The 25,217-nt window shown below is 41.6% G+C and carries 22 protein-coding genes; 15 read left to right on the top strand and 7 right to left on the bottom strand.

Features of this window, described 5'->3' with window-relative positions; all coding sequences use genetic code 11:
• Nucleotides 1-9: 9 nt before the first annotated feature.
• Together BACCOP_RS13360 and BACCOP_RS13355 are read right to left on the bottom strand one after the other, a co-directional pair.
• Entirely contained in the window at nucleotides 10-1,239 is a 1,230-nt protein-coding gene (locus tag BACCOP_RS13360; RefSeq protein ID WP_007569983.1) for an efflux RND transporter periplasmic adaptor subunit, read from the bottom strand.
• Nucleotides 1,240-1,250: 11 nt separating this feature from the next.
• Nucleotides 1,251-2,594, bottom strand: coding sequence for a TolC family protein (locus BACCOP_RS13355; protein ID WP_040312085.1), 1,344 nt, complete (start codon nucleotides 2,592-2,594; stop codon nucleotides 1,251-1,253).
• A gap of 146 nt (nucleotides 2,595-2,740) precedes the next feature.
• On the opposite strand from BACCOP_RS13355, the gene BACCOP_RS13350 reads away from it, so the two are divergent.
• The 3 genes from BACCOP_RS13350 to BACCOP_RS13340 are packed head-to-tail and all read left to right on the top strand — an operon-like array spanning nucleotide 2,741 to nucleotide 5,671.
• Nucleotides 2,741-2,971: a DUF4492 domain-containing protein gene (locus BACCOP_RS13350; RefSeq protein WP_007569981.1), complete on the top strand. Its 231-nt coding sequence runs from the start codon at nucleotides 2,741-2,743 to the stop codon at nucleotides 2,969-2,971.
• A 12-nt stretch (nucleotides 2,972-2,983) separates the two neighbouring features.
• On the top strand, nucleotides 2,984-4,480 hold the full coding sequence (locus tag BACCOP_RS13345; RefSeq protein WP_007569980.1) for a cytochrome ubiquinol oxidase subunit I: 1,497 nt from the start codon (nucleotides 2,984-2,986) through the stop codon (nucleotides 4,478-4,480).
• A gap of 39 nt (nucleotides 4,481-4,519) precedes the next feature.
• Entirely contained in the window at nucleotides 4,520-5,671 is a 1,152-nt protein-coding gene (locus tag BACCOP_RS13340; protein ID WP_007569979.1) for a cytochrome d ubiquinol oxidase subunit II, read from the top strand.
• Nucleotides 5,672-5,824: 153 nt separating this feature from the next.
• On the opposite strand, the gene BACCOP_RS13335 is transcribed toward BACCOP_RS13340, so the two are convergent.
• The 3 genes from BACCOP_RS13335 to ispE all read right to left on the bottom strand — a co-directional run bounded on the left by BACCOP_RS13335 (nucleotide 5,825) and on the right by ispE (nucleotide 8,941).
• On the bottom strand, nucleotides 5,825-6,343 hold the full coding sequence (locus BACCOP_RS13335) for a hypothetical protein (protein ID WP_007569978.1): 519 nt from the start codon (nucleotides 6,341-6,343) through the stop codon (nucleotides 5,825-5,827).
• Between the two features lie 112 nt (nucleotides 6,344-6,455).
• Complete coding sequence (locus BACCOP_RS13330) at nucleotides 6,456-8,105, bottom strand: RluA family pseudouridine synthase (RefSeq protein WP_007569977.1); 1,650 nt, start codon at nucleotides 8,103-8,105, stop codon at nucleotides 6,456-6,458.
• Nucleotides 8,106-8,113: 8 nt separating this feature from the next.
• Nucleotides 8,114-8,941: a 4-(cytidine 5'-diphospho)-2-C-methyl-D-erythritol kinase gene (gene ispE, locus BACCOP_RS13325; RefSeq protein WP_007569975.1), complete on the bottom strand. Its 828-nt coding sequence runs from the start codon at nucleotides 8,939-8,941 to the stop codon at nucleotides 8,114-8,116.
• 191 nt (nucleotides 8,942-9,132) lie between these two features.
• Between ispE and dnaB the strand changes: the two genes are divergently transcribed.
• The 7 genes from dnaB (at nucleotide 9,133) to BACCOP_RS13290 (ending at nucleotide 15,996) form a co-directional block, all read left to right on the top strand.
• Nucleotides 9,133-10,692, top strand: coding sequence for a replicative DNA helicase (dnaB, locus tag BACCOP_RS13320; protein ID WP_007569970.1), 1,560 nt, complete (start codon nucleotides 9,133-9,135; stop codon nucleotides 10,690-10,692).
• A gap of 157 nt (nucleotides 10,693-10,849) precedes the next feature.
• Nucleotides 10,850-13,312: a phenylalanine--tRNA ligase subunit beta gene (pheT, locus tag BACCOP_RS13315; protein ID WP_007569969.1), complete on the top strand. Its 2,463-nt coding sequence runs from the start codon at nucleotides 10,850-10,852 to the stop codon at nucleotides 13,310-13,312.
• 45 nt (nucleotides 13,313-13,357) lie between these two features.
• Nucleotides 13,358-14,095 carry a YebC/PmpR family DNA-binding transcriptional regulator gene (locus tag BACCOP_RS13310; RefSeq protein WP_007569966.1) on the top strand — a complete coding sequence of 246 codons (738 nt, stop codon included), beginning with the start codon at nucleotides 13,358-13,360 and terminating at the stop codon, nucleotides 14,093-14,095.
• 117 nt (nucleotides 14,096-14,212) lie between these two features.
• A complete protein-coding gene (locus tag BACCOP_RS13305; RefSeq protein ID WP_022125807.1) occupies nucleotides 14,213-14,458 on the top strand; it encodes a TIGR03905 family TSCPD domain-containing protein in 246 nt (81 codons plus the stop codon).
• 40 nt (nucleotides 14,459-14,498) lie between these two features.
• A complete protein-coding gene (locus BACCOP_RS13300; protein WP_007569962.1) occupies nucleotides 14,499-15,071 on the top strand; it encodes a flavodoxin family protein in 573 nt (190 codons plus the stop codon).
• A 2-nt stretch (nucleotides 15,072-15,073) separates the two neighbouring features.
• The gene (locus BACCOP_RS13295) at nucleotides 15,074-15,619 is read left to right on the top strand and encodes a hypothetical protein (RefSeq protein WP_040312087.1); all 546 of its coding nucleotides are present in this window, start codon (nucleotides 15,074-15,076) and stop codon (nucleotides 15,617-15,619) included.
• 86 nt (nucleotides 15,620-15,705) lie between these two features.
• On the top strand, nucleotides 15,706-15,996 hold the full coding sequence (locus BACCOP_RS13290; RefSeq protein WP_040312086.1) for a hypothetical protein: 291 nt from the start codon (nucleotides 15,706-15,708) through the stop codon (nucleotides 15,994-15,996).
• A 610-nt stretch (nucleotides 15,997-16,606) separates the two neighbouring features.
• Here BACCOP_RS13290 and BACCOP_RS13280 read toward each other — a convergent pair.
• On the bottom strand, nucleotides 16,607-17,041 hold the full coding sequence (locus tag BACCOP_RS13280) for a hypothetical protein (RefSeq protein ID WP_007569950.1): 435 nt from the start codon (nucleotides 17,039-17,041) through the stop codon (nucleotides 16,607-16,609).
• A 236-nt stretch (nucleotides 17,042-17,277) separates the two neighbouring features.
• Here BACCOP_RS13280 and BACCOP_RS13275 point away from each other — a divergent pair, with 236 nt between their 5' ends.
• From BACCOP_RS13275 to BACCOP_RS13260, 4 genes are all read left to right on the top strand, one after another.
• A complete protein-coding gene (locus tag BACCOP_RS13275; protein WP_007569948.1) occupies nucleotides 17,278-18,030 on the top strand; it encodes an MBL fold metallo-hydrolase in 753 nt (250 codons plus the stop codon).
• The gene (locus BACCOP_RS21425) at nucleotides 17,972-18,238 is read left to right on the top strand and encodes an NUDIX hydrolase (protein WP_317618156.1); all 267 of its coding nucleotides are present in this window, start codon (nucleotides 17,972-17,974) and stop codon (nucleotides 18,236-18,238) included. The genes BACCOP_RS13275 and BACCOP_RS21425 overlap by 59 nt, the downstream gene beginning before the upstream one ends.
• Before the next feature lie 253 nt (nucleotides 18,239-18,491).
• Nucleotides 18,492-21,740, top strand: a complete 3,249-nt coding sequence (locus tag BACCOP_RS13265; RefSeq protein WP_007569942.1) for a helicase-related protein — start codon at nucleotides 18,492-18,494, stop codon at nucleotides 21,738-21,740.
• 3 nt (nucleotides 21,741-21,743) lie between these two features.
• Nucleotides 21,744-22,439: a DUF4391 domain-containing protein gene (locus tag BACCOP_RS13260; protein WP_007569940.1), complete on the top strand. Its 696-nt coding sequence runs from the start codon at nucleotides 21,744-21,746 to the stop codon at nucleotides 22,437-22,439.
• Between the two features lie 168 nt (nucleotides 22,440-22,607).
• On the opposite strand, the gene BACCOP_RS13255 is transcribed toward BACCOP_RS13260, so the two are convergent.
• Nucleotides 22,608-24,050, bottom strand: coding sequence for an IS4 family transposase (locus tag BACCOP_RS13255; RefSeq protein WP_007565685.1), 1,443 nt, complete (start codon nucleotides 24,048-24,050; stop codon nucleotides 22,608-22,610).
• A 323-nt stretch (nucleotides 24,051-24,373) separates the two neighbouring features.
• Between BACCOP_RS13255 and BACCOP_RS13250 the strand changes: the two genes are divergently transcribed.
• A partial coding sequence (locus tag BACCOP_RS13250) for a site-specific DNA-methyltransferase (RefSeq protein WP_007569937.1) occupies nucleotides 24,374-25,217 on the top strand: 844 nt, incomplete at its 3' end.

The raw sequence follows: 25,217 nt of genomic DNA, 5'->3' as shown, positions 1-25,217 counted from the left end.
GTTGGAGTTTTATTTGTTTCCTTTGCTTTTGCTTTTATCTTTTCCCGGAGGGCCTGGCATGAAAGGACTGCGTTCTCCTTGTGTTTCCATAGCACTCATATCCGGCATGCTGCCTTTTATTACAGCTTCGGTTACAATGCTTGTTCCTTCGCTTACACCTTCCAGTATTTCAGTATGCGATCCATCGCTTAAGCCTACTTTTACAGGATGTGCAACGAATGTTTCGTTTTCCAGTGTCCAGACTTTATGCTCTCCCTGGCAATCTTTGATACTACGGCTGCCGGCAAGTTCTTTGTTCGGAGAAAAACGTAGTGCCTTGGCAGGAACAGTAAGTACATTTTCGCGGATCTGAGTATAGATAGTTACGTTTGCAGTCAAACGTGGTTTAAGCTTCAGGTCTGGATTGTCTGCGGTAATGACAACTTCGTAAGTTACAACTGTTTCCGATGTGCTTGTTGAACTGCTGCTTGAGCTGCTGTTTGTACTTCCCAGGCGAACCTGTCGTACTTTCCCTTCGAATACATCTTCCGGATATGCGTCTACAGTAAATGTGACACGTGCTCCTTCAACCACACCTGCTATATCGGCTTCATCTACATCGGCTACGACTTCCATTTTGGTCAGGTCGGCAGCGATGGTAAATAATGTCGGAGTTTCGAAACCAGATGCAACAGTCTGTCCTTCTTCAACATCCTTGCTGGTTACGATACCATCGATCGGCGATGTGATTGTTGCATATGAAAGATTACGTTCTGCTTTGGCCAGTTCTGCCTTGCTCTGTTCGTATGAACTGCGTGAGCGTTGGTAGTTGTATAATGACTCTTCGTAATCTGTATCGCTGATAAGCTGTTTTTTATGGAGTTGTTCATTGCGTTCGTATTGCTTTTTCTGATATTCGTATTCAGCCTTCGCTCCATTGTATGTAGCCTGTGCCGACTGGAGATCACTCAGAAGTGTCACTTTATCCATTTCGGCAATGACTTCGCCTTGCTTTACTACTGAATTATAGTCGATATATATTTTGTCGATGATACCTGAAACCTGAGTACCTACTTCTACTTCTGTTACAGGCTCTATCGTTCCGGTAGCTGTGATAGAATTGCTAACGTTGCCTTTCTGTACTTGTTCTGTGACAAAGTCGATCTTGTTTTTCGCTTTTGTTCCACCGAATATCCAGCATCCTCCAGCTATAATGATGATGGCAGCTGCTGTAATGATGATTGTTTTTTTATTCTTCATATTCAAATTTTTTATAGTTCTATTTTATTCCCTGCATAGAAATTGAGCAGTGTTCTGTTTAATATAGCCATATACTTGGCTTGTACCCGTTGTTGCTGTGCACTGAGTAAGTTATTTTTTTCTGTAAGGAGCTCTACTGTATTTTTCATTCCCAGATTGAATTGCTCGCTAACCATATCGAAGCTTGTCTGACTGCTTTCCACTTTACTCTCGGCAGCAGCGTATTGTTCTTGGGCATTCAGTGCATCCAGCCATAATGTTTCTATTGTGCTGTATAATTCTTTTTGTTTGCTTTGCAGCTCATACTGGCTGTTGCTGTATTGTAATCTTGCTTTCTGTACGTTGCTCTTGTTCTGTCGGTTATCGAATATGGGGATGCTCAAGCTGATTCCTATCATATTGTTCCAGCCGTACTTCATCTGCTGTGCCCAGTTATTAGTACTGGCGCTGTTTGTCGTACTTGAGCTGGAAGCAGATAAACTGATAGTTGGATAGTATCCAGCTTTAGCAACCGAAATACCTAATTTAGCGTTTTCAATGCTCAGTTGGCTGCTTTGTATTTCCGGACGGGTAGCCAGTGCAGTCTGATAGATGTCTGTCTGGCTTGGCAATACTTCCATCACGTGCTCATCGTTCAGTGTGGGAAGTGCCAGCTTCATTTCTGCTGTACCATCCAGTTCCAATAACTGTTTCAGTTGTAATTTATAGTTGCGCAAGGAGCTTTCGGCAGTAACCAGCTGATATTTGTCATTGCTTACCTGTGCTTCAAGTTGTGCAAGGTCTGCTTTAGAAATACTTCCTTCTTTGAATAATTCTTGAGCCCGGTTGAATGTAGCAGTACTCACTTCTAGCGTATTTTTGTTTATGTTGATAGATTCATCTGCATATAGAATCTGAATAAACAGTTTGGCTATTTCTTCTTGTAGCGTATTCTCGGTTTCTGTAACGGCAAGCCCAGCAATATCCCGGTTTGTTTTTTCCTGTTTGATGGTGTTCAGTCGCTTGCCGCCATTCCACAGCGTCCATTGAGCATTAAGACTGTAGTTCCCGTTGTAGGTCGTCTTATTATCACTGGTAATAATTTCCGTGCCGCTTACCGTAGCACTCTGTTCCTGATAAGGGCGGTTGATCATGTTGTGCCCAGTGCTGAATGATAAACTTGGGAAAAGATTAGCCTTTGCACTTTTTACATCTATTTCACTCTCTTGCAACGAGATCTTATTCTGCTGCAACTGAATGTTTTTCTCAAGTGCATAATTGATACAATCTTCCAGAGTCCATTCTTTCTCTTCCTGGGCATAAAGAGGAGAGGCTGCCGAAAGGATTGCAATTAAACATAGTGCTTGTTGTTTCATATTCTGTTTATTTAATTTTCTAATGCAAAAATACATTATACTATATATCGGCTCAAATGAACTAGATTAACCCTGATTTTATCAAGACAAAGGCTTGTTTTTTACCGATAAAAGACTTTACTTTGTAATCATTATAAAAATAAACTATGATTAAAAACTGTATCATTCGAATTTGGGAGTTTTATCGGGATGGATTTCGGGAAATGACGCTCGGCCGTACACTTTGGATGCTGATTTTGGTCAAGCTCTTTATTATGTTTTTTATTCTGAAGCTATTTTTCTTTCCTTCTTTTCTGAAGGATAAAACGGATGAGGAAAAACAGCAGTATGTAGGTTCAGAGCTTATAAATCGTTCAAGTAATTCAATTATTAAATAAAACTAGAAATTTATGTTAGAAAGTATTGACACATCGATGGTGGATTGGTCAAGAGCCCAGTTTGCCTTAACTGCCATGTATCATTGGCTATTTGTGCCGCTAACGTTGGGATTGGCTGTTATTATGGGGTTAATGGAAACACTTTATTATGTTTCCGGCAATGAATTCTGGAAGCGGACAGCCAAGTTTTGGATGAAGTTGTTTGGAATTAATTTTGCGGTGGGAGTTGCTACCGGACTGATTCTGGAATTTCAGTTCGGAACCAACTGGAGCAACTATTCGTGGTTTGTAGGAGATATATTCGGAGCTCCTCTGGCCATTGAAGGAATCGTAGCGTTTTTCATGGAGGCTACTTTTATAGCCGTAATGTTTTTTGGGTGGAATAAGGTGAGCAAAAAGTTTCATCTGGCGTCTACCTGGCTGACCGGATTGGGAGCAACTTTCTCTGCCTGGTGGATTTTGGTTGCCAACTCATGGATGCAGTATCCGGTAGGTATGGCATTTAATCCCGAAACAGTACGCAACGAGATGATGGATTTCGCTTCGGTAGCCTTTTCACCAGTAGCTGTTATGAAGTTTTTGCATACAGTGCTCAGCAGCTGGATATTGGGAGCTGTGTTTGTTATCGGTGTCAGTGCGTGGTATCTGTTGCGTAAACGTGAAAAGGAGTTTGCTGTAGCCAGTATTAAGATTGCGGCAGGAGTAGGATTGTTTGCAGCGTTGGTTACTGCTTTTTCCGGTGATAAATCTGCTTATCAGGTAGCCAAGTATCAGCCAATGAAACTGGCTGCTATGGAAGCTCTTTACGATGGAGGTACTCATGAACCGCTTACTGTGGTAGGCAGTCTTAAGATTCCAGAAATGTTGTCATACTTGGCAACGCATGATGTAGCTGGATATGTTCCGGGAATCAATAATATTTTGTTGGGAGGATATACGCTTCCAGACGGTTCTCAGGCACTTTCTGTTATGGAAAAAATGGAAAGAGGAAAACTGGCTATCAGTGCCCTTGCCGATTTCCGTCAGGCAAAGGAAGAAAAAAATGAGGACGGTATGCAGCGTGCCCGTCAGGTGCTGGATGAAAACATGCCTTATTTCGGATATGGATATATCAAAGATCCTAATTCGATCGTTCCGAATGTATGGTTGTCGTTCTGGTCATTCCGTGTAATGGTTGGACTGGGCATGTATTTCATCGCATTTTTTATTTTGATATTGGTTCTGGCATGGAAACATCAGTTGTCGAAAGCCAGCTGGCTGCATTGGATTGCATTTTGGAGTATTCCGTTGGCTTATATCGCCAGTCAGGCCGGATGGATTGTTGCCGAAGTAGGACGCCAGCCTTGGGCTATACAAGACCTGCTTCCTGTGAATGCTGCAATTTCCAGACTGGAAACCGGTTCGGTACAGACAACTTTCTTCATCTTCCTGATTATGTTTACAGTGCTGCTGATTGCTGAAATAGGTATTATGCTGAAAGCTATCAAGAAAGGTCCGGAAGAGGTGTAAATAAACGATAAGTCAACTATTACTTAAATAATAGAATTTATGGATTCAACATATATTTTTTTACAGAACTATTGGTGGTTTCTGGTTTCTTTGCTGGGAGCTTTGTTGGTATTTCTGCTGTTTGTTCAGGGAGGAAACTCTTTACTGTTTCGTTTAGGACAAACGGAAGAAGAGCGGACTTTGATGGTAAATTCTACCGGTCGTAAATGGGAGTTTACCTTTACTACACTGGTAACTTTTGGAGGAGCCTTTTTTGCCTCTTTCCCTTTGTTTTACAGTACAAGTTTCGGGGGAGCATATTGGCTATGGATGATTATTCTGTTCAGTTTTGTGCTACAGGCTGTCTCTTATGAGTTTCAGTCAAAGTTAGGTAATTTGCTGGGTAAGCGTACTTATCAGTATTTTCTGGTGATAAATGGAATTGTAGGACCTGTGTTGCTGGGAGCGGCTGTGGCTACATTCTTCAATGGCTCAAACTTCATTGTCAGAAAAGCTAATATGGCCAATGAAATGATGCCTGTTATCAGTCGCTGGGCAAACGGCTGGCATGGATTAGACGCTTTTGGTGATCCCTGGAATTTGATTTTAGGCCTGGCTGTATTTTTCCTGGCACGTCTGTTGGGTAATATGTATTTCATCAATAATATTCGTCATGAAGGACTGATTCTTCGTTGCCGGCGCCAGCTGATTTCAGATGCAGTACCTTTCCTGTTGTTTTTTCTGGCTTTTGTTATCCGTACGTTGCTGAAGGATGGGTTTGCTGTAGATGCAGAAACACAGACCATTGTTATGGAACCTTATAAATACTTCAACAATTTGCTGGCTATGCCTTATCTGCTGATATTGTTTTTGGTGGGAGTTATCGGTGTATTGTTTGGTCTGGTAAAAAGTATTCTCAGTGCTACATATACGAAGGGCATCTGGTTTGCAGGAACAGGTACGGTGCTTACCGTATTGGCATTGTTACTTTGTGTAGGATATAACCATACCGCTTATTATCCTTCAACAGCCGATTTGCAGAGTTCGTTGACGCTTGCCAACAGCTGTTCCAGTAAATTTACGCTGACCACTATGGCATATGTTTCTATTCTCGTACCGTTTGTTTTGGCTTACATAGTTTATGCATGGAGAGCTATAGACAGCAAGCCGATTACGGTAGACGAAATGAAAGAAGACGATCATGCGTATTAATCCTGACGGGAAATATTAGATAAATGTGGCTGCTCCAAAGCGGGATGAAGAAGACCTTAAACGGAGCGGGTAATAATAAAAAATCAGCCTCCAGTGAGTTACGCCGGAGGCTGATTCTATTTTCAAAGTTATCAATCTTGCATGAGTAAATACTTACTTTTGTGAAGCCGGACATTGCTTGCAAGGTGCCGGAGCTTCTCCCATCTTAGCTTTAGGACCTTGTGGGCACTGAGGCTTATTTATACAAGGACGATGAGGACGTTTAGGACCGTTGTCTTTGAATAAAACTTCTACCTGACGGATATTCAGGATCTTTTTAAACTTCTTGTAATAGGTTTCCTGAGTTTCCACAAGTTTTTTGCGAGCAGCAAAGCGGTCTTGCATCATCTGGTCTATTTCTGCATCAGTCAATTCTTTCTTTTCTCCTTTCTGTAATTGCTTTGGAGCCGGCTTGCATTGTTTCATAGCTTCCAGATACTCTTTGTACAACGGGGCAAATTTTGCAGCAGTTTCTTCATCCAGAAGAAGACGTTTCTGTGCTTTCTTTACTTGCATTTCGATCCGTTGTTCCGGTGTAAGTTTCTTTTCTTTCTGACCGGGTTGTGCCAATATTATGCCGCAACTCATCATGGTAGCCATCATCAATGCTGTGAATAAACGTTTTGTTTTCATTGTTGTTGTAATTTGGGTTTATACTAAAATCATTTTTAGCGCGCTTTCTGGTGTTATGACAGAAAGAAAGCAGAAAGGTTTATCGGGAATAACAAATTTTAGTATTTCCTGTTTATTCAAGAGAAAAGTCAGCCTCGCAGCAGATTGTAATATCTTCTCCGTTCACAGGGTGGATAAAGCTTAGTTCGGCGGCATGAAGATATAGTCGGTCTGCACGTTTTCCATACAGTTCGTCGCCCACAATGGGACAGGCCAGTCCTTGTGGATGAGCAGCATGTACGCGCAGTTGATGGGTACGTCCGGTAAGCGGATAGAACGCTATCAGCGTTTTCCCATTTTTCCGTTCCAGCACCTTGTAGCGGGTGATGGCTGGTTTGCCATATTCGAAACTTACCATTTGTCGCGGGCGGTCGTGAAAGTTCAGACAAAGCGGCAGGCTGATAGTTCCTTCATCAGCGTTGACTATGCTGGACAGTACAGCTGTGTAACGCTTTTTAATCTCTCTTCCGCAAAATAAAGCCTGTAGTTTTTGATGCGTATCTTTGTCTTTTGCTGCAAGCAGTAAGCCGGATGTTGCCATATCCAGCCGATGTACAAGCATAGGACCTGTTGCTTCCGGATAGCGTTCGTGCAGAAACTGGTATACCGAGTTCAGTGCTTCTTTGCCGGGTACGGATAACATACCGGCAGGCTTGTTGACCACAACCAGCCAGTCGTCCTCATAAACAATTTCAGGCTTTGTGTCCTGGTGTATGTTTTCTGCCAATGGGTTCTTTTCCACTTGCAAGCCGACAAGCATATGTTTCAGAATGGGTTCACACTTTCCCTTACAAGAAGGGTAGAAGTGCCCTGCATGCCTTATCTCTTCTTTTGGCGATTTCCCCCACCAGAATTCTCCCATAGCAAGTGGCTTTAGTTGGTGCAGATAAGCATATTGCAACAGCTTGGGTAACGCACATTCACCTGTTCCGGCTGGAGGAGCTCCTTGTGGTGTATCTTTAAATAGCTCACATAAGTCTTTTACTTCTCCTTTGGCATTCAGCATACGAAATTGTTCGAACAGCTTTTGTTGCAGGGCAGCAGAACGTACTTTGCGTTCCTGTTTCAATTGACAGATCAGATGCTCCATATGTTTCAGCTCTTCCTCCTGCTGCTGTGTTTCTTCCTTCAGCTTTTTCTCCAGTCGTTTGTATTCAGCCTTTTGAAACTGACTCTCACGGATCAGGTTTTTCTGCTCTTCTTCACTGATACCTTCAGCACGCTGTTGTTCACGCGCGAGTTTAGCTTCTTTCATTTGCTGTTTGGCGTCAGCCAATGTCTGGCTAGCTTGAGCCTGACATGCCGCCAGCCTTGAGCGCATGTCCTTCAGTTGCTGGCTACCTTCCAGTTCCTTAATCTGTTTGTTGATTGCAGAAATGTTTGCTTCTTCGATGCGGAAGAAACCGTCTGGCTGTAACAGATCATATACGGGAGGTACAAAAAACTGGTGTAAGTTACTGCCTGCAAGATTCCCGGAGAATGCAGCCAGATAGCCGACTTTTTCATCAGGAGTCTGTACAATCAGCACCCCGAACATTTTTCCTGCTGACAATTCTTCAGTCCAGTCTGTTCGTGAAGCGATATAATTCTGCACCTCGTGCGCAGCCTTGACAGTTAATGGGTGAGGAGTATAATGAAAAGGAAAAGTAAATTCCGACGGAAGCTCTATTCCGTCGGAATCAATATTCAGATAATGTATTTTATCGTCTATGAAGTCTGTCATACAAAAAATTATTCCAGTTCACGCTGACGGCAGAAGCATTCGCCGAATTTTTCATCTACGTTTTCTATCGCTTCCTTGAAGATACCATAAACAGCCGATCCTGATCCGCTCATTGAAGCATAGACTGCTCCCAGATCGTACAATTTATCTTTGATAGCTGCAATTTCCGGATATTTCTGGAATACACTGTATTCAAAATCATTCTTCATACAGTCTTTCCATGTTTCTATCGGGCGTTTGATAATCTCTTTCAATGAAACTTCCGGATGTTGAGGTTTGATACATGCAAAAGCATCACGTGTAGAAACGAATATATTCGGTTTTACTAGTACGAGATAATAACCTTTCAGTGAAATCTCTATAGGTTCGAATATATTTCCAATACCAGACGCAAAGACCGGTTTGTTCTTAATAAAGAATGCGCAGTCCGCTCCCAGACGTGCAGCATATTCTTCCATTTTCTCTTCGCTTATTCCAAGCTTGAATTTTTCATTCAGCAGTTTTATCATAAAAGCAGCATCAGCCGATCCGCCACCCAATCCGGCACCAGTCGGAATGTGCTTAAACAGATGAATGTCTACCGGAAGCATCTGGTAATTTTCTGCTTTCAGCAGATTGTATGCTTTAATAACCAGATTATCCTCAAGGTTTCCTTCGATAACAGTTCCGCTTGTATGAATCTTATAAGGAAGATCAGAACCTTCCAGACGATTCACTTCCAGCGCATCTTGCAGTTTGATAGGATAAAAGACAGTTTCCAGATTATGGTATCCGTCCGGACGCTTCTCTACGACGTTTAGTCCGAGATTTATTTTTGCATTAGGAAAAGTAATCATATCGTTAAATTTTGTTTTTTCAAAGATAGTGTAAAGTTTTTAAAATCTGCATCCATTTCCGGAAAATATACATCAGGTGAGGGTAAAACATTATAGCCTGTGCCATGTACAATAAAGTTTGGCATGCCCGCCATTATGGAAATAAGAATCATTTTTTCTATCTTTGCACAATTAAAATCTAAAAGAGAGAAATGGCAGAAACGAGAAGAACTACCCGTGTCCCGAAGGCTACCAAAACGAAGCCGGTTGATGAATACGGACATTTGCAGCCACAGGCTCCTGAACTGGAGGAGGCTGTGCTGGGTGCATTGATGATTGAAAAGGATGCATATTCGCTAGTCAGTGAAATCCTCCGTCCTGAGTCTTTTTACGAACACCGCAATCAGTTGATTTACGCCGCGATTACCGATCTGGCAATACAGCAGAAACCGATTGATATCCTGACGGTGACAGAACAGCTTCGTTCGCGTGGTGACCTGGACGAAGTGGGAGGACCTTTTTATATCACTCAGTTAAGTGGTAAGGTAGCTTCTTCTGCCCATATCGAATATCATGCTCGTATCATCGCCCAAAAGTTTCTGGCACGCGAGCTGATCTCTTTTACCAGCAACATCCAGACAAAGGCGTTCGACGAGACTCAGGATGTAGACGATCTGATGCAGGAAGCCGAAGGAAAACTCTTCGAAATCTCGCAGCAGAACATGAAGAAAGACTATACGCAGATTAATCCTGTCATTCAGGAAGCGTATGAGATGCTTCAGAAAGCAGCGGCAAGAACCGACGGTTTGAGTGGTTTGTCGAGTGGTTTCCATCAGCTCGACAAGATGACTTCCGGCTGGCAGAATTCCGACCTTATTATTATTGCTGCCCGTCCGGCGATGGGTAAGACAGCATTCGTACTCTCTATGGCGAAGAATATGGCCGTAAACAATAAAGTTCCCGTTGCATTGTTCTCTTTGGAAATGAGTAACGTACAGTTGGTGAACCGTCTGATTGTGAATGTGTGCGAGATCCCCGGTGAGAAAATCAAGAGCGGTCAGCTCGCTCCTTACGAATGGGGACAGCTCGACTATAAGATAAAGGAACTGTACGATGCTCCGCTTTATGTTGACGATACACCTTCCTTGTCTGTATTTGAGCTGCGAACCAAAGCACGCCGACTTGTACGTGAACACGATGTAAAGATTATCATTATCGACTATCTTCAGTTGATGAATGCCAGCGGTATGTCATTCGGAAGCCGTCAGGAAGAAGTAAGTACCATCTCACGTTCGTTGAAAGGACTTGCCAAAGAGTTGAATATCCCTATCATCGCCTTGAGTCAGTTGAACCGTGGTGTGGAAAGCCGTGAAGGTATCGACGGCAAGCGCCCTCAGTTGAGCGACTTGCGTGAATCGGGAGCCATCGAGCAGGATGCCGATATGGTATGCTTCATTCACCGTCCGGAGTATTACAAGATTTATACCGATGAAAAAGGAAACGACCTTCACGGTATGGCAGAAATCATTATTGCCAAGCATCGTAACGGTGCGGTAGGCGATGTGCTGTTACGCTTCCGTGGCGAGTTTGCCCGCTTCCAGAATCCGGATGACGAAATGATCGTGCCGATGCCGGGTGAAGAAAGTGCAGCTCCTGTACTCCGTTCGAAAATAAACAGCGGCGGCGGACAATCGTTTGTTCCTCCTCCAGTAGAGATGGCTCCGCAACCCGAAAATCCGTTTGGCGCTCCGGTTCCGGATGTGCCGTTCTGATGCGTACATCCGTATGATAAGAAGGCGGAAAATAAAGTAATTTATTTGGATATCTGTCTTTGAGTGAACGTAAAAAACTCCCTGCACTCATATTCTATCCCAAATATTTATATTACATTTGCACGACAATTTAAGAAATACATAAAACTATACATATATGAATATCTCGTATAATTGGCTGAAAGAATATGTCAACTTCGATTTGACACCCGATGAAGTGGCAGCCGCACTTACTTCCATTGGTCTGGAAACAGGCGATGTAGAAGAAGTTCAATCGATAAAAGGAGGATTGGAAGGGCTTGTTATCGGCGAAGTGCTGACTTGCGAACCGCATCCAAATTCAGATCACATGCATATCACTACCGTTAATTTGGGACAGGGCGATCCTGTTCAGATTGTTTGTGGAGCTGCAAATGTAGCTGCCGGACAAAAGGTAGTAGTTGCAACACTCGGAACCAAACTGTACGACGGTGATGAGTGCTTTACCATCAAGAAGTCAAAGCTTCGCGGCGTTGAGTCGAACGGTATGATTTGCGCTGAAGACGAAATCGGTATCGGTACAAGCCACGAAGGTATCATTGTACTTCCTGAAGATGTTGTACCGGGAACTCTTGCCAAAGACTATTATAATATCAAGAGCGATTACGTGCTGGAGGTAGATATTACTCCTAACCGTTCGGATGCCTGCTCTCACTATGGCGTTGCACGCGATTTGTATGCATGGTTGATTCAGAACGGACGTCAGGCAACATTGAAACGTCCTTCGGCAGATGCATTCAAGGTCGACAATCACGATATGAACATTGATATTGTGGTAGAAAACACTGAAGCTTGTCCCCGTTATGCAGGTGTTGCTATCAAGAACGTAACAGTAAAGGAAAGTCCCGAATGGCTGCAAAACAAACTGCGTCTTATCGGTGTACGTCCTATCAACAATATTGTCGATATTACCAATTACATTCTTCATGCATACGGTCAGCCGATGCACTGCTTCGATGCTGACAAGATTAAAGGTGGTAAGATTGTAGTAAAAACTTGTCCCGAAGGAACTAAGTTCGTTACTTTGGATGAAGTAGAACGTAAGCTTTCCGACCGTGACCTGATGATCTGTAATGCAGAAGAACCGATGTGCATCGCCGGAGTATTCGGTGGACTCGATTCTGGAACTACAGAAACAACAAAAGATGTATTCCTCGAAAGTGCATATTTCCATCCTACATGGGTACGTAAGACTGCACGCCGTCACGGGTTGAGCACAGACTCTTCTTTCCGCTTCGAACGTGGTATCGAACCTAATGGTACTATTTACGCACTGAAAGAAGCAGCCCTGCTGGTAAAAGAACTTGCCGGCGGTGAGATTGCATCCGAAATAAAAGACAACTATTCTGCACCTATAGCAGACTTCCCGGTAGAGCTTTCTTATGAATATACTAACGCTTTAATCGGAAAAGTTATTCCGGCAGAAACAATCAAGAGCATTGTAACCAGCCTCGAAATGAAGATCACTGATGAAACACCCGAAGGACTGTCATTGCTGGTACCGGCATATCGTGTAGATGTTCAGCGTCCGTGCGATGTAGTAGAAGACATTCTTCGTATCTATGGCTACAACAATGTGGAAATACCTACATCTGTGAAGTCAAGCTTAAGCGTAAAAGGCGATGTAGACAAGTCTGTAAAACTTCAGAATCTTGTTTCAGAACAGCTGGTTGGTTGTGGATTCAATGAAATAATGAACAACTCTCTTACTGCTGCTACTTACTACGAAGGTCTGGAAACTTACAAGCCTGAAAATCTGGTACAGTTGATGAATCCATTGAGCAACGACCTTAACGTAATGCGTGCTACACTGTTGTTCGGTGGTTTGGAAAGTATCCAGCACAACGCTAACCGTAAGAATGCTGACCTGAAGTTCTTCGAATTCGGTAACTGCTATCACTTCAATGCTGAAAAGAGGAATCCGGAAAAAGTTCTTGCTGCTTATTCAGAAGAACTGCATTTAGGCTTGTGGATTACCGGTAAGCGTGTAAGCAACTCTTGGGCACATCCTGATGAAAACACTTCTGTATACGAGTTGAAAGCATACGTATTGAATATCTTCCGTCGTCTGGGAGTAAACTTCGGTGGACTGGTATTCGGAAACCTGACCGACGATATTTATTCTGTAGCTATATCAGTACATACACGTGGAGGTAAATTGCTGGCAACTTTCGGTGTGCTGCATAAGAAAATACAAAAAGCCTTCGATATCGACAACGAAGTTTATTATGCTGACCTGAACTGGAAAGAACTGATGAAAGCTATCAAGAACAATACGGTAGCTTATAAAGAAATCTCTAAGTTCCCGGCAGTAAAACGTGACCTTGCTTTGCTGATCGACAAGAAGGTACAATTTGCCGAAATCGAAAAGATAGCTTACGAAACAGATAAGAAATTACTGAAGAGCGTAGAGCTGTTCGACGTTTACGAAGGTAAGAATCTGGAAGCCGGCAAGAAGAGTTATGCGGTAAGCTTCATGCTTCAGGATGAAAATGCTACACTGAACGACAAGCAGATTGACAAGGTAATGCAGAAGCTGATTGCTAACTTGCAGAACAAGCTGGATGCCAAACTGAGATAATTAAGAAAATAACAATTATAAAAAACATATTAAAACATAAATCCAATGGGAAGAGCGTTTGAATATAGAAAAGCTACTAAGCTGAAAAGATGGGGTCACATGGCCAAAACATTTACAAGACTGGGTAAACAAATTGCTATTGCTGTAAAAGCTGGCGGTCCGGAACCGGAAAACAACCCGGCATTACGTTCAGTTATCGCAACTTGTAAGCGCGAAAACATGCCGAAGGATAATGTCGAACGCGCAATCAAGAACGCAATGGGTAAAGACCAGAGCGAATACAAAGGAATGACATACGAAGGATACGGTCCTCACGGAGTTGCTGTATTTGTTGATACGCTGACAGACAATACAACACGTACCGTTGCCGATGTACGTTCTGTATTCAACAAGTTCGGCGGAAACTTGGGAACAACTGGTTCTTTGGCTTTCTTGTTCGATCACAAATGTGTCTTCACATTCAAGAAGAAAGATGGTGTAGACATGGAAGAACTGATTCTCGATCTGATTGACTACAACGTAGAAGACGAATTCGATGAAGATCCGGAAGAAGGTACAATTACTATCTATGGTGATCCGAAGAGCTACGCAGCAATTCAGAAGCATCTGGAAGAATGTGGTTTCGAAGATGTAGGTGGTGACTTTACATACATTCCTAACGACTTGAAGGATGTAACTCCTGAACAGCGTGAAACCATCGACAAGATGATAGAACGTCTGGAAGAGTTTGATGACGTTCAGACTGTATATACAAACATGAAACCTGAAGAGGTAGAAGAATAATATTACCCATCATTTCATTCCGGATAAAGCGGCAGAGCAGGCAGTGAAAACAGCCATTATAAGAATGCCCGGCTTTGTCCGGAATGTTTTTTTTATAGCAGCAAAAACTTCAACATCATGAAAATAAATTACAGAACACAAGGTACATGCAGCAGTAATATCGAGATAGAGGTAGAAAATGACATCATCACAGACGTACATTTCACAGGAGGCTGCAACGGAAATCTGAAAGGAATCAGTTCTCTTGTCAAAGGAATGAAAGTAGACGATGTAATCAGCCGGTTGGAAGGAATTCATTGCGGCAACAAATCTACTTCCTGCCCCGATCAGTTATGCAAGGCATTGCGTGCCATGAAAGCATAATACACAGCAATCTGCAATTATAAATACATCTCCACTTCTCATGAATATTTTGATTATCAACGGAAGCCCGCGCATTCACGGAAATATCTCTGCCATGCTGGATGCCATTCGCGAGGAAGCAGAACAAAGAGGAGCAGAAGTCACTACCGTCTTAGCTTCCCGATTGCAGGTAAAACCCTGTACCGGCTGTATGACCTGCCGTGAAACCCACCATTGTGTATTGCCCGAAGACGATGCACAGTGTGTACTTGCTGCCATAAAAAGCTGCGATGTGCTGGTTGTAGGAGCACCCTGCTATTGGGGAAATATGCCCGGGCAGTTGAAAATCATCTTCGATCGTATCGTATACGGCATGATAGGAGAAGATACCCTTGGGCTGCCTCTGCCGCTTCATAAAGGCAAAAAAGCCATATTAATAAGTACAAGCACTACACCTTTCCCTTTCAATATCCTGTTTGGGCAAAGCCGTGGCGCAATAAAAGCTATGCGTGAGATTTTAAAATGGAGCGGTTTCAAAGTCGTATCAGCTATTGAACTTGGTGGAACCAGACAGCATCCGGCAGGAGAGAAAGTGCTGAACCGTTGCCGGAAAGCAATTAAAAAATGCATGTAGATATGGCAGAGACTGACAACTCCCATAATCTTCGCAACAGACTTCTTGGGCGAATCCACGAAAACGACATTCATGAGTTGTGTCATGTTATCCAGTGCTGCGAAGATCATTCCTTACTCGAACAGCTTTACACTCTGCTCTTCGACAGCGAGAAAAGAGTTGCTGATAATGCAGCCTGGCTGTTCACTCATCTCGATGCAGCCCATCAAGGCTGGTTATACCCCAAATGCGACGAGCTGATGCAAGAAGCCATGAGTACATCCAGCGAAACAAAGCGCCGGTTACTGCTTACGCTACTTGTGGCCCAGCCATTATGTGAAGACAATCTCCGTACCGACTTTCTCGATTTCTGCATGAACCAGATGATATCTTCCGGAAGCTCTGTAGGAGTCCGGGTGCTAAGCATGAAGCTTTCCTTTCTTCTATGCAGATTATATCCCGAGCTTCTGGCAGAATTCAGTTCCGCACTCGAAATGCTGGACGATACCTCCCCGTTAACTCCCGCCCTGAGAGTTGCCAGAAAGAACATTCTGAAAAAGATACACTGAAAACAGATATACACCTTTATCGTTCTTTTCTTGTGAATGAAGAGAAAAATCCTTATCTTCAGGCAGTTGGTTAAATGTATGCTGCTATGGGAACTTTAGGATGTATAAACGATATGATGCAGCGCGATAAGGAAAACCGCGAACTGCGAAAAGTCGGAAAAAAACGTATGAGCGAAACTCATGGTCGTTTGCTGGGACTTACCGGCAAGCGTTGTTCGTCCGACATTTCACCCGAAAAACTAGAACAGATTCAGGCCGAAACAGAAGTACGGACTGCGTGGGAACAAAAGAGTTATTTTCGAGGAAAGTTGATATTTATTACCATTGTAGCTGTGGTTTCTCTATTGATATGGCTGGTGATTTTGTGGCTTTCGTAGAGAGTGCTGTTTTGTGATTCCGATATTTTACTTTCTTTTTGTAAGTATTCCTTTTATTTATTTAACAGGATATCCGAAGAAAATTCCCCTTCCGTCAGTAATATAAGGAGATTTTTATTCGTTTTTCACTCTTGAAAGATGCTTTATGGCAGTAAATGAGGCAAAGAAAGACGGTGAAAAAACAGTGAAAACATGCTGAAAGATTAATGAAAAGATGCCGAAAAAAAATAAAAACTTCCAGATGTTTTTCCTCTATTCCCATATTGCGGTGAAAAAGGTCCTATATGGACACTCCGGAAAGATCTTTTTTATCTCTTAAAGACATTTAAGCACTGTTTTTCTTTTAGCATAAAGTCAGTCTTTATAGCTCCATTCTCTTTGAAAGCAATCTGCTGAGGCACTATCGGAAAAATACATCTGCCAGTTTGGCTGCTTTGCTTGCTTTCTGAAAAAATCTGCCTTATGAGAATCAGAAATAAATTCCAGCACCCCGGGGAGTAACCGAAAAAGAGATTCTCAAAAGGCAGAAATGTCATTTTGACAAAAAGTAAATTGATATGGATGATATAAATTATAGCTGTCTGACAGAAAGTGTACGCAAATATTTTTATCAATATCCTTTCTTGTTGTGAGGCTGAGCTATCCGGTAACTTATATACGTTTTTCCTCTTCTTATTTTAAAGAGTAATTCCTGTCTGTCTTTCCTGGTCATTTTCGAGTGAATATTTACACAAAATTCGTACGTTTCACCCTTTTTCAAGTCAGGAAGGAGGAGCTTGCTTACCCTCTTGTTTTTGTAATATACATAAAAAAATGCTTTTTTGAGCTTCTTTTCGTCGTTGTTGCAGACTTTTATTTTCAGTCTTTTTCCCTCAGGCAACGTTCCGAATACGGGCGGATAAATTGCAACTTCGTCCAGCCGGTGATTTTCATCGTTTGTCTCTACTACCTCAAAATAACTTTTACACGATACATTTTGGGCATATAGTCCGCTTCCGCAGCATATAGCCAGCAGGAAAGCAAGTAATAATATTCCTTTTTTCATTTTTTGTGTCCTATTTGTTCTTGCCTATGTCTGTTTGTATAAACTGCCTTAAAGTTAAAAATAATATTGGCTTGTTGTAACAGGTTTTAGCTTTCCCCTTGCTCTTTTAAGCGTTTTTTTAAGACTGTTTGCTTTTGTTTCACAGAGGCGGAATCGAGAGAAAATTACTATATTCGCACTCATTCAGTCAAGGATGATATAAACCTTGCATTATTTCGATATACAATAGTAAAAAAATGAGACTTACATATATTTTTCACAGTGGCTTTGCCATCGAAACAGATCGGTGCATCCTGATATTCGACTACTGGATGGACCCGGAGGGCATTGTACCTCAGCTGCTAAAAACTGAGAAGCCGGTGTACGTGTTCTCCAGTCATTTTCACGAAGACCATTTCAACCGGGAAATCTTTTCGTGGCGGCAAACGAGGTCCGACATCATTTATATCCTCTCGAAAGATATCCTGAAACATCGCCGGGCACAGAAAGAAGAAGCCGATGTCTGGCTTGCCAAAGGAGGTACATGGAGCGACGGACTGATTCGTGTAGCGGCAACTGGAAGCAACGACAGCGGTGTGTCGTGGATAGTGGAAACTGATGGCAGGCGTGTCTTCCATGCAGGCGACCTGAATAACTGGTATGCCCGTTTCCTGACCGATGATTATCGGGGCGGGCTGGTCTACAGCGCCGAATTCGGTATCGATGTCAATCCCGAGAAAGAAGAAAAACGCTTTTTGGGAGAACTGAAAGACATCCGAAAAATAACGGACAGTTTCAGCGTGGTAATGTTTCCGGTAGACGGCCGTATCGGTAACGGATATACCCGTGGCGCCCGTCAGTTTATCGACACGTTTCAGGTAGGACTGCTTGTTCCCATGCACTTTGTGGCAAGTGGATTCGAGTCAGCCTGGCGTATGAAAGAGTTTACAGATGCTAAAAACATTCCTTTCTGGTGCATCAGTAGGGAAGGAGATAGTATTGAATTTTGAAGGGAAAAATAGTTTACATATTGAGATGAAGCAGATAGAAGTTGTAGCGGCAATAATTTGTCGTGAAGGAAAGTATTTTGCCACCCAGCGCGGCTATGGTGAGTTTAAGGACTACTGGGAGTTTCCCGGCGGAAAGATAATTACCCAGCTTTCCACCTCACGATGCACTGCTTTTTATGCTCTGTCCGTTCCGGTCATCTGGTGTTGAAGGAGCATGAAAACGCAACTTGGCTGAATCGGGAGGAACTGGGGTCTGTAGACTGGCTTCCGGCGGATGTGGAGGTAGTGAAGAAGTTGGTGGGGAGAAATAATGTTGAAATAAAAGTAGAGAGGCAGGCGGTAATGTTTTAAATATTTATATCTTTGTGTATAGCGCAAAGAAACTGAGAATACAATAATATTAAATATTGGCTAAATAGCTTTTCTCTTTGGTGTTGAAATTTGATAAATGAAAAGAGAAAATGAGAGTTCCGAAGCAATTCAATAATATAACCGAACGTGTTATAGATGATTTGAAGCAGCTATTGTTGTCTGACAATAGCCAAGTCTCTATAGCGGCAGCCAGTTTTTCTATCTATGCATACGAAGCATTGAAAGAAGAACTGGAAAAGGTGGATTGTGTAAACTTTATTTTTACTTCACCGACGTTCTATACGGATAAGTCTGAAAAGCAAAAAAGAGAATTCTATATACCCAAATTAAATCGGGAAAGAAGTCTTTTCGGATCGAATTTTGAAATAAGGCTTCGAAACCAGCTTACACAGCGGGCTATTGCGAGAGAATGTGCAGACTGGATTCGCAGAAAAGCACGGTTCAAGACAAATATAACTCACGGCTCCATGAATACCTTCCTCAATATAAAGGAAAGAGAAGAAACCTATACTTATATGCCTTTCAATGAGTTTACCACTACTGAACTCGGGCTTGATAGAGGGAACAATATCTGTCCGATGGTGGTAGGTATGCCTGGACATAGTTCTACAGATATGTTTTTGAAGAATTTTGCAGAATTATGGAAAGACAAAGAGAAATTTCAGGATGTGACAGATAATGTCATAGAAAATATCGAAACCGTTTATAAGGAGAATGCACCGGCTTTTATCTACTTTATTACGCTATATAATATCTTTAATGAATTTCTTGAAGACATAAGCGAGGATGTATTACCTAATGAAGCTACAGGATTCAAAAGTAGTGTTATATGGAATAAACTGTATAATTTCCAGCGTGATGCATCATTGGCAATCATAAACAAACTGGAAAAATACAACGGGTGTATTCTTGCTGATAGTGTGGGATTGGGAAAAACATTTACGGCTCTTTCGGTTATCAAGTATTACGAAAACCGAAACAGAAATGTATTGGTTCTTTGTCCCAAAAAGTTGAACGACAACTGGCAGACATTCCGCTCCAACTATAAAAATAATCCGGTATTGGCAGACCGTTTGCGTTATGACATTCTGTTTCATTCTGACCTGTCAAGGGATAAAGGTTTGAGTAATGGACTTGACTTGGAACGGGTGAATTGGGGGAATTATGATTTGATTGTAATAGATGAAAGTCATAATTTCCGCAATGGCGGTCGGTTTGATAATGATGATGAAGATGATGATTTCAAGGAAAACCGTTATGCCCGGCTGATGAATAAAGTTATACGCAGTGGTGTAAAGACTAAAGTGCTTATGCTTTCCGCTACACCGGTAAACAACCGTTTCAGTGATTTGAAAAATCAGCTGCAACTTGCGTATGAAGGAAAGGCCGAGAATATAAATGATTTGCTTGATACAGGGAAGAACATAGATAGCATTTTCAGAGATGCGCAGACTGTATATTCTAAATGGGCTAAATTGCCTCCGGAAAAGAGAACAACAGAGAAACTGGTAGATTCATTAAGTTATGATTTCTTCCAGTTGCTTGATGCAGTTACCATAGCCAGAAGCCGAAGCCATATCATTAAGTATTACAACACGAATGATGTGGGCAAATTTCCTGAACGTTTGTCACCTATATCACGCAGACCTAAGCTTACGGATTTGAACGATGCTATTACTTTCGCGGATATAGCAGAAATGCTTAACAGATTGAATCTTTCCATATATACACCTTCTTTGTTTATTTTTGAGAGTGAAAAAGGTAATTACGGAATAGATTATGAAGGTGAGGGACTCACTGTAGATGGACGTGAAAAAGGTATTCGGAAATTGATGGCTATCAACCTGTTGAAGCGTCTGGAAAGTAGTGTGAACTCTTTCCGTCTGACTTTGACAAGAATTCGTGATTTTATAAATGATTCTATTACTGCTATTGATAAATTCCAGGAAAGCGGTGCAGATACAATAGATGTAACTGATTTTTCAGAGGATTTTGATACTGAAGATAATGAAAATGATCCGTTTGTAGGCCGTAAATCAAAAATCAATCTTCGGGACATGGATTATGTTAGTTGGCGGCGTGATTTGAAAGCTGATTTGGAAGTACTGGAACTGCTCATCCTTATGCTAAAGGATATTACGCCGGAACATGATACGAAACTGCAACAGCTGGTAGCAGACTTGAAAAACAAGTTTGAACATCCAATCAATGGTAGCAATAAGAAAGTGCTGATATTTACAGCATTTGCTGATACAGCCAATTATCTGTATGAACAACTTTCCGGCAGGATTTTGAACGATTGCGGACTGCATACAGCTCTGATAACCGGCAGTACGGAAGGGAAATGTACGTTGCCGAAACTGAAATGTACATTCAATGACATATTGACCTACTTCTCGCCTTTGTCAAAAGACTGGGATGCCATTCATCCGAATGATACAAGAGAAATAGATGTACTGATTGCTACCGATTGTATCAGTGAAGGACAGAACTTGCAGGACTGTGATTATCTGATCAACTACGACATACACTGGAATCCGGTACGCATCATTCAGCGTTTTGGCCGTATAGACCGTATCGGAAGCAAGAACGATGTGATCCAGTTGGTGAATTACTGGCCGGATATGGAACTGGATGATTACATCAAGCTGAAAGGTCGTGTGGAAAGCCGAATGAAGGCAACGGTTATTACCAGTACAGGTGATGATAATTTATTGTCAGCTAATGAAAAAGGCGATTTGGAGTACCGCCGTAATCAGTTGAAGAAGTTGCAGAATGAAGTGGTAGATATTGAGGATATGGATACTGGTGTCAATATCATGGATTTGGGGTTGAATGAATTTCGTCTGGATTTATTGGCTAATCTGAAAGAGCATCCCAATATGGATTTGACACCGTTTGGGATGAGTGCTGTGGTCAATGCTTCCGAACTGGTAGAACCGGGCGTGATGTATGTGCTGAAAAATAAGAACAACGGTGTGAACATTGACCGTTCCAATCTGTTGCATCCGTTTTATATGGTTTATCTTTCGCATACAGGAACCGTTATCTGCGACCATCTGTCACCTAAAAAACTGCTTGACAAGATGCGTTATGCCTGCAAAGACAAGACAGAGCCGGATAAGGTACTTTGCAAGCAGTTCAACAAGGAAACACGTGATGGAAAGAATATGCGTCATTACAGCGACCTGCTGCAATCGGCTATAGAGAGTATTATCACGGTGAAAGAAGAAAGTGATATAGACAGTCTTTTCTCTGTAGGTGAAACAAGTGCTTTGACCTATAACATTAAGGGACTGGATGATTTTGAATTGATTTGTTTTTTGGTGATTAAGTAGATTATGGATAATATACTGAATTTTCCATCCACAACAATAGTCAATAAGCCAGTGTCAAAGAATGCGTTTTATGGAAGAAGTGGCGATTCTTCCTTGCGTGAATTTCTCACACGGGAGTTTGAAGGTATTGTTTGGCTATATAAACTTGCACCTGCTACACTCAATGTAGAAGATGGTGAATATGTGCATGAGATTGATGTGTTCTATTGCAGGATGAAAGAAAATGAGTATAGCATTAAGCCTTTCTGTGCAATGGATGAGTTGTTACCACGGCATACGGTTTTCATTATTGAGTACGGCGAAAAGCTTGATTTACTGATGCATCATAAAGAAATGTCGGTTGTTCATGGAGAACAGAAATGGAAGTGTGGAGTTAGTGAAATTCAACGGGATATACGAATTGATGCTGATACGCTGAACATTCAAGGGCAGTCTATGGATGCCGTTTACAACGGCTTGCTCAGCCAAATATCAGGATTATCTGCATCTACCAAAGAAGAATATAAAGAACTAGTTGATATACGTAAACAAATAGAAAGTATTCAGAAACAGATTTTGATGCTGCAAAAAAGAATAAAGGCGGAAAAGCAGTTTAATCGACAAATGGAATTGAATACTGAGGTGCGTCAACTTAGGAAAGAAATAACATTACTAACTGATAAATTAAATAAGAACAATATAAATTCTGAGATCAATTAAAGATGGATTCACATTTAGAAGATATTGGAGTGGGAATAATTATTATCGCCACATTTTTAATTGCCACCACTGTGCATATAGAATTATTACCTATAAGTTGTGTATTAGGATTTTTAATGATATGTCCATTATTATTTACTTAAGTTTCGCAAGTGAATTTTAGCCCCGTTAGGCGGCGACCGCCAGCTTGTCAAAGGCCATTTTCACTGCTTTAATTTGTTTATCGTTTGATATTACCTGTTCGGTCAGAGCCATAGCGTCACAGTTGAGAGCCTCGGCAATGACGCTTATAACTTCTACGATCAGCAGCCAGATTTTTTCTGCTACTGAAAGTTCAACAGAGTTCTTTGTAATTTCAGCAAAGAGTCCTCCGATGGTCTCGTAAGACTCATTGCGTTTGACATAACTGAGTATATTGTACTGCAAGACGCATAATGATATGCCGGCGATCTGTCCGGCAAAGTCCCTACACTGGTTTTTACCGAGCTTTAGATTTTGCTTCATTTCCTTGTGAGCGACCTCAATAACCCATCTTCTTGAGTAAAGTCTGAAGGCTTCCTTGGCGTCCAACTTAAGATCGGAGGTTAGCAGGGCATTCCAGTTACCGTTCTTGCCTTTTCTATAGAAGAACAGGTTGACCTTGATGCCTGAGATCTTTGCAGAGATGGTAGCAGTATAATAACCGATTGATCGGCTGTACTTTAAGTTCTTTGTCTTCTGAAGAACCTTGATAAGTTCAGGTGCGGTCTTGGTTCCGAGAGCTGTCTCATACTTGATCTTGCCCATCTTTATCATTCCAATAAGATGGCAACCAAAGTGCCTTGAGACTATGAACTTCAGGAGTTCGGTGCAGGTGAACCAGCTGTCGACAAGAAGATAGTCGAAGCGTACACCCTCAATGATTGAGCGCTTCAGCATACTGATAGCAGTCTCAATCTTGCTTGCAAGATACTCAGAGCTACGTTTAGCAATACGCTCATCCTCAGAACGTTCCTTGGTATAACGTGAGTTTGCCTGCTTCTTGGATAAGCCCTGTGGCTTGTCGCTGCGCTTACCCTCTTCTCCATGAAGAGAGAAGTCAAGAATAGACTGAGATATACCGTCAGTAAAGCATAGGAACATTGCTTTGAAGCCCAGTATAGGCTTCATTTGAGTATGAGAGAAGACTTTACCGATCTTCTCTGTCTTGAATCCGGTCTTAGGAAGATCTGTATCATCGATAATGACGCATTTGACATCAGATTTTGCTGTTGTCTTGCGGCTCACACGAGAATACAGCTGTCTGAAAACCGAGTAGATTATACATCGCCAATTGACGTTGCCGTCATTCATGAAACGATAGAACATATCCTTATCGCATGTAAACAACTTGCAGAGTGCAGAGGACGAATAATTGGCAGCATTTTTCACCGAGAAGAACGGGAAGAGCACGAGCAACTGCAACACCTGAAGACAGGTGAACTTGCAGTTCGGATTCTTGACTGAACCGATGACTTTGCTCTGTATCCTAATGCTGTTCATTATGGTTGATATGCTGTTTATTGCCTTGCTGGCATCATTGTTTGCAAAAAACTCTTGGAGTTCACCGATAATATGTCTATTTTTGTTCATGGCTAAAGGGTTCTATGTTTTTTGTTTGACGACTTTAATATAGTGATAATTAACGAATTATCAAACACTTTAGCCTTTTTTATTACATCATTTTAGCACTTGCGAAACTTAAATTATTTATACTTAGTAAAACAAAATACGGATATAAACATAAGTGGGTTATAATATTATTATGTTTATTTATTATTGCTGCCCATTTAGTATTAATAACCTTTATTTAGAATTGTTTGATATAGATAATATGGTCGCATTATTGTATATAATTAGGACTATATAATCACTGTGCAAGATATAAAATAACGATATTTGAAAAATATATAATCATGAAACCCAATAAATTAGAATTGAACTCGGTTGATGGAACACAACTGAATTTGGAAGCTCTCTATCAGATAGCACCATCCTGTTTTACGGAAGTAAAGGATGATAAAACCGGAGAGTTACGCCATGTGGTAAATTTCAAGACTTTGCGTCAACTGCTTGGAGATAATGCGGTTGAAGATGCGGATGAAATGTATCAGTTTACTTGGCCGGGAAAACAGGAAGCTCGTCGGGAAGCTGCTCGCCCTACTACAAAGACTTTGCGTCCGGTGGTAGAGGATAGTGTGGATTGGGATAATACACAGAATCTGTATATTGAAGGTGATAATTTGGAGGTATTGAAGTTACTTCAAAAGTCATATATGGGTAAAGTAAAGATGATTTATATTGACCCGCCTTACAATACGGGTAATGACTTTGTGTATGATGATGATTTTGCGGTTTCACAAGATGATTATGATTTGTTTTCTGGAAATGTGGATGAATTAGGTAATCGTTATCGTAAAAATACAGAATCTAATGGGCGTTTTCATTCGGATTGGTGTTCTATGATGTATCCACGATTAATGGTGGCAAAAAGTCTTCTTTCAGATAGTGGATCTATTTTTTTAACACTTGATGATCATGAAATCGTAAACGGGAGAAAATTAATGGATGAAATTTTTGGAGAGAAGTCTTTTATTTCTACTGTAATTTGGGAAAATTTTTATGGTAGAAGTAATGCGGCTGCAATTTCTCTTGCCCATAATTATATCCTGATTTATTCAAAAGCTGGTGAAGAGTGGAAAAATATCAGAAACCTATTACCAAGAGATTTAAAAAGTAGTGAGAAATATAAAAATCCTG

Origin of the sequence: Phocaeicola coprocola DSM 17136, assembly GCF_000154845.1 — a bacterium.
GTDB lineage: Bacteria > Bacteroidota > Bacteroidia > Bacteroidales > Bacteroidaceae > Phocaeicola > Phocaeicola coprocola.
Note: the sequence above shows the minus strand (reverse complement) of the source record. Positions and strands in the feature narration are given on the sequence as shown.

What these genes read in the sequence shown, in the direction of transcription:
- BACCOP_RS13360 (WP_007569983.1), bottom strand. Translation starts at nt 1,239, where the DNA reads ATGAAGAATAAAAAAACAATCATCATTACAGCAGCTGCCATCATCATT.
- BACCOP_RS13355 (WP_040312085.1), bottom strand. Translation starts at nt 2,594, where the DNA reads ATGAAACAACAAGCACTATGTTTAATTGCAATCCTTTCGGCAGCCTCT.
- BACCOP_RS13350 (WP_007569981.1), top strand. Translation starts at nt 2,741, where the DNA reads ATGATTAAAAACTGTATCATTCGAATTTGGGAGTTTTATCGGGATGGA.
- BACCOP_RS13345 (WP_007569980.1), top strand. Translation starts at nt 2,984, where the DNA reads ATGTTAGAAAGTATTGACACATCGATGGTGGATTGGTCAAGAGCCCAG.
- BACCOP_RS13340 (WP_007569979.1), top strand. Translation starts at nt 4,520, where the DNA reads ATGGATTCAACATATATTTTTTTACAGAACTATTGGTGGTTTCTGGTT.
- BACCOP_RS13335 (WP_007569978.1), bottom strand. Translation starts at nt 6,343, where the DNA reads ATGAAAACAAAACGTTTATTCACAGCATTGATGATGGCTACCATGATG.
- BACCOP_RS13330 (WP_007569977.1), bottom strand. Translation starts at nt 8,105, where the DNA reads ATGACAGACTTCATAGACGATAAAATACATTATCTGAATATTGATTCC.
- ispE (WP_007569975.1), bottom strand. Translation starts at nt 8,941, where the DNA reads ATGATTACTTTTCCTAATGCAAAAATAAATCTCGGACTAAACGTCGTA.
- dnaB (WP_007569970.1), top strand. Translation starts at nt 9,133, where the DNA reads ATGGCAGAAACGAGAAGAACTACCCGTGTCCCGAAGGCTACCAAAACG.
- pheT (WP_007569969.1), top strand. Translation starts at nt 10,850, where the DNA reads ATGAATATCTCGTATAATTGGCTGAAAGAATATGTCAACTTCGATTTG.
- BACCOP_RS13310 (WP_007569966.1), top strand. Translation starts at nt 13,358, where the DNA reads ATGGGAAGAGCGTTTGAATATAGAAAAGCTACTAAGCTGAAAAGATGG.
- BACCOP_RS13305 (WP_022125807.1), top strand. Translation starts at nt 14,213, where the DNA reads ATGAAAATAAATTACAGAACACAAGGTACATGCAGCAGTAATATCGAG.
- BACCOP_RS13300 (WP_007569962.1), top strand. Translation starts at nt 14,499, where the DNA reads ATGAATATTTTGATTATCAACGGAAGCCCGCGCATTCACGGAAATATC.
- BACCOP_RS13295 (WP_040312087.1), top strand. Translation starts at nt 15,074, where the DNA reads ATGGCAGAGACTGACAACTCCCATAATCTTCGCAACAGACTTCTTGGG.
- BACCOP_RS13290 (WP_040312086.1), top strand. Translation starts at nt 15,706, where the DNA reads ATGGGAACTTTAGGATGTATAAACGATATGATGCAGCGCGATAAGGAA.
- BACCOP_RS13280 (WP_007569950.1), bottom strand. Translation starts at nt 17,041, where the DNA reads ATGAAAAAAGGAATATTATTACTTGCTTTCCTGCTGGCTATATGCTGC.
- BACCOP_RS13275 (WP_007569948.1), top strand. Translation starts at nt 17,278, where the DNA reads ATGAGACTTACATATATTTTTCACAGTGGCTTTGCCATCGAAACAGAT.
- BACCOP_RS21425 (WP_317618156.1), top strand. Translation starts at nt 17,972, where the DNA reads ATGCTAAAAACATTCCTTTCTGGTGCATCAGTAGGGAAGGAGATAGTA.
- BACCOP_RS13265 (WP_007569942.1), top strand. Translation starts at nt 18,492, where the DNA reads ATGAGAGTTCCGAAGCAATTCAATAATATAACCGAACGTGTTATAGAT.
- BACCOP_RS13260 (WP_007569940.1), top strand. Translation starts at nt 21,744, where the DNA reads ATGGATAATATACTGAATTTTCCATCCACAACAATAGTCAATAAGCCA.
- BACCOP_RS13255 (WP_007565685.1), bottom strand. Translation starts at nt 24,050, where the DNA reads ATGAACAAAAATAGACATATTATCGGTGAACTCCAAGAGTTTTTTGCA.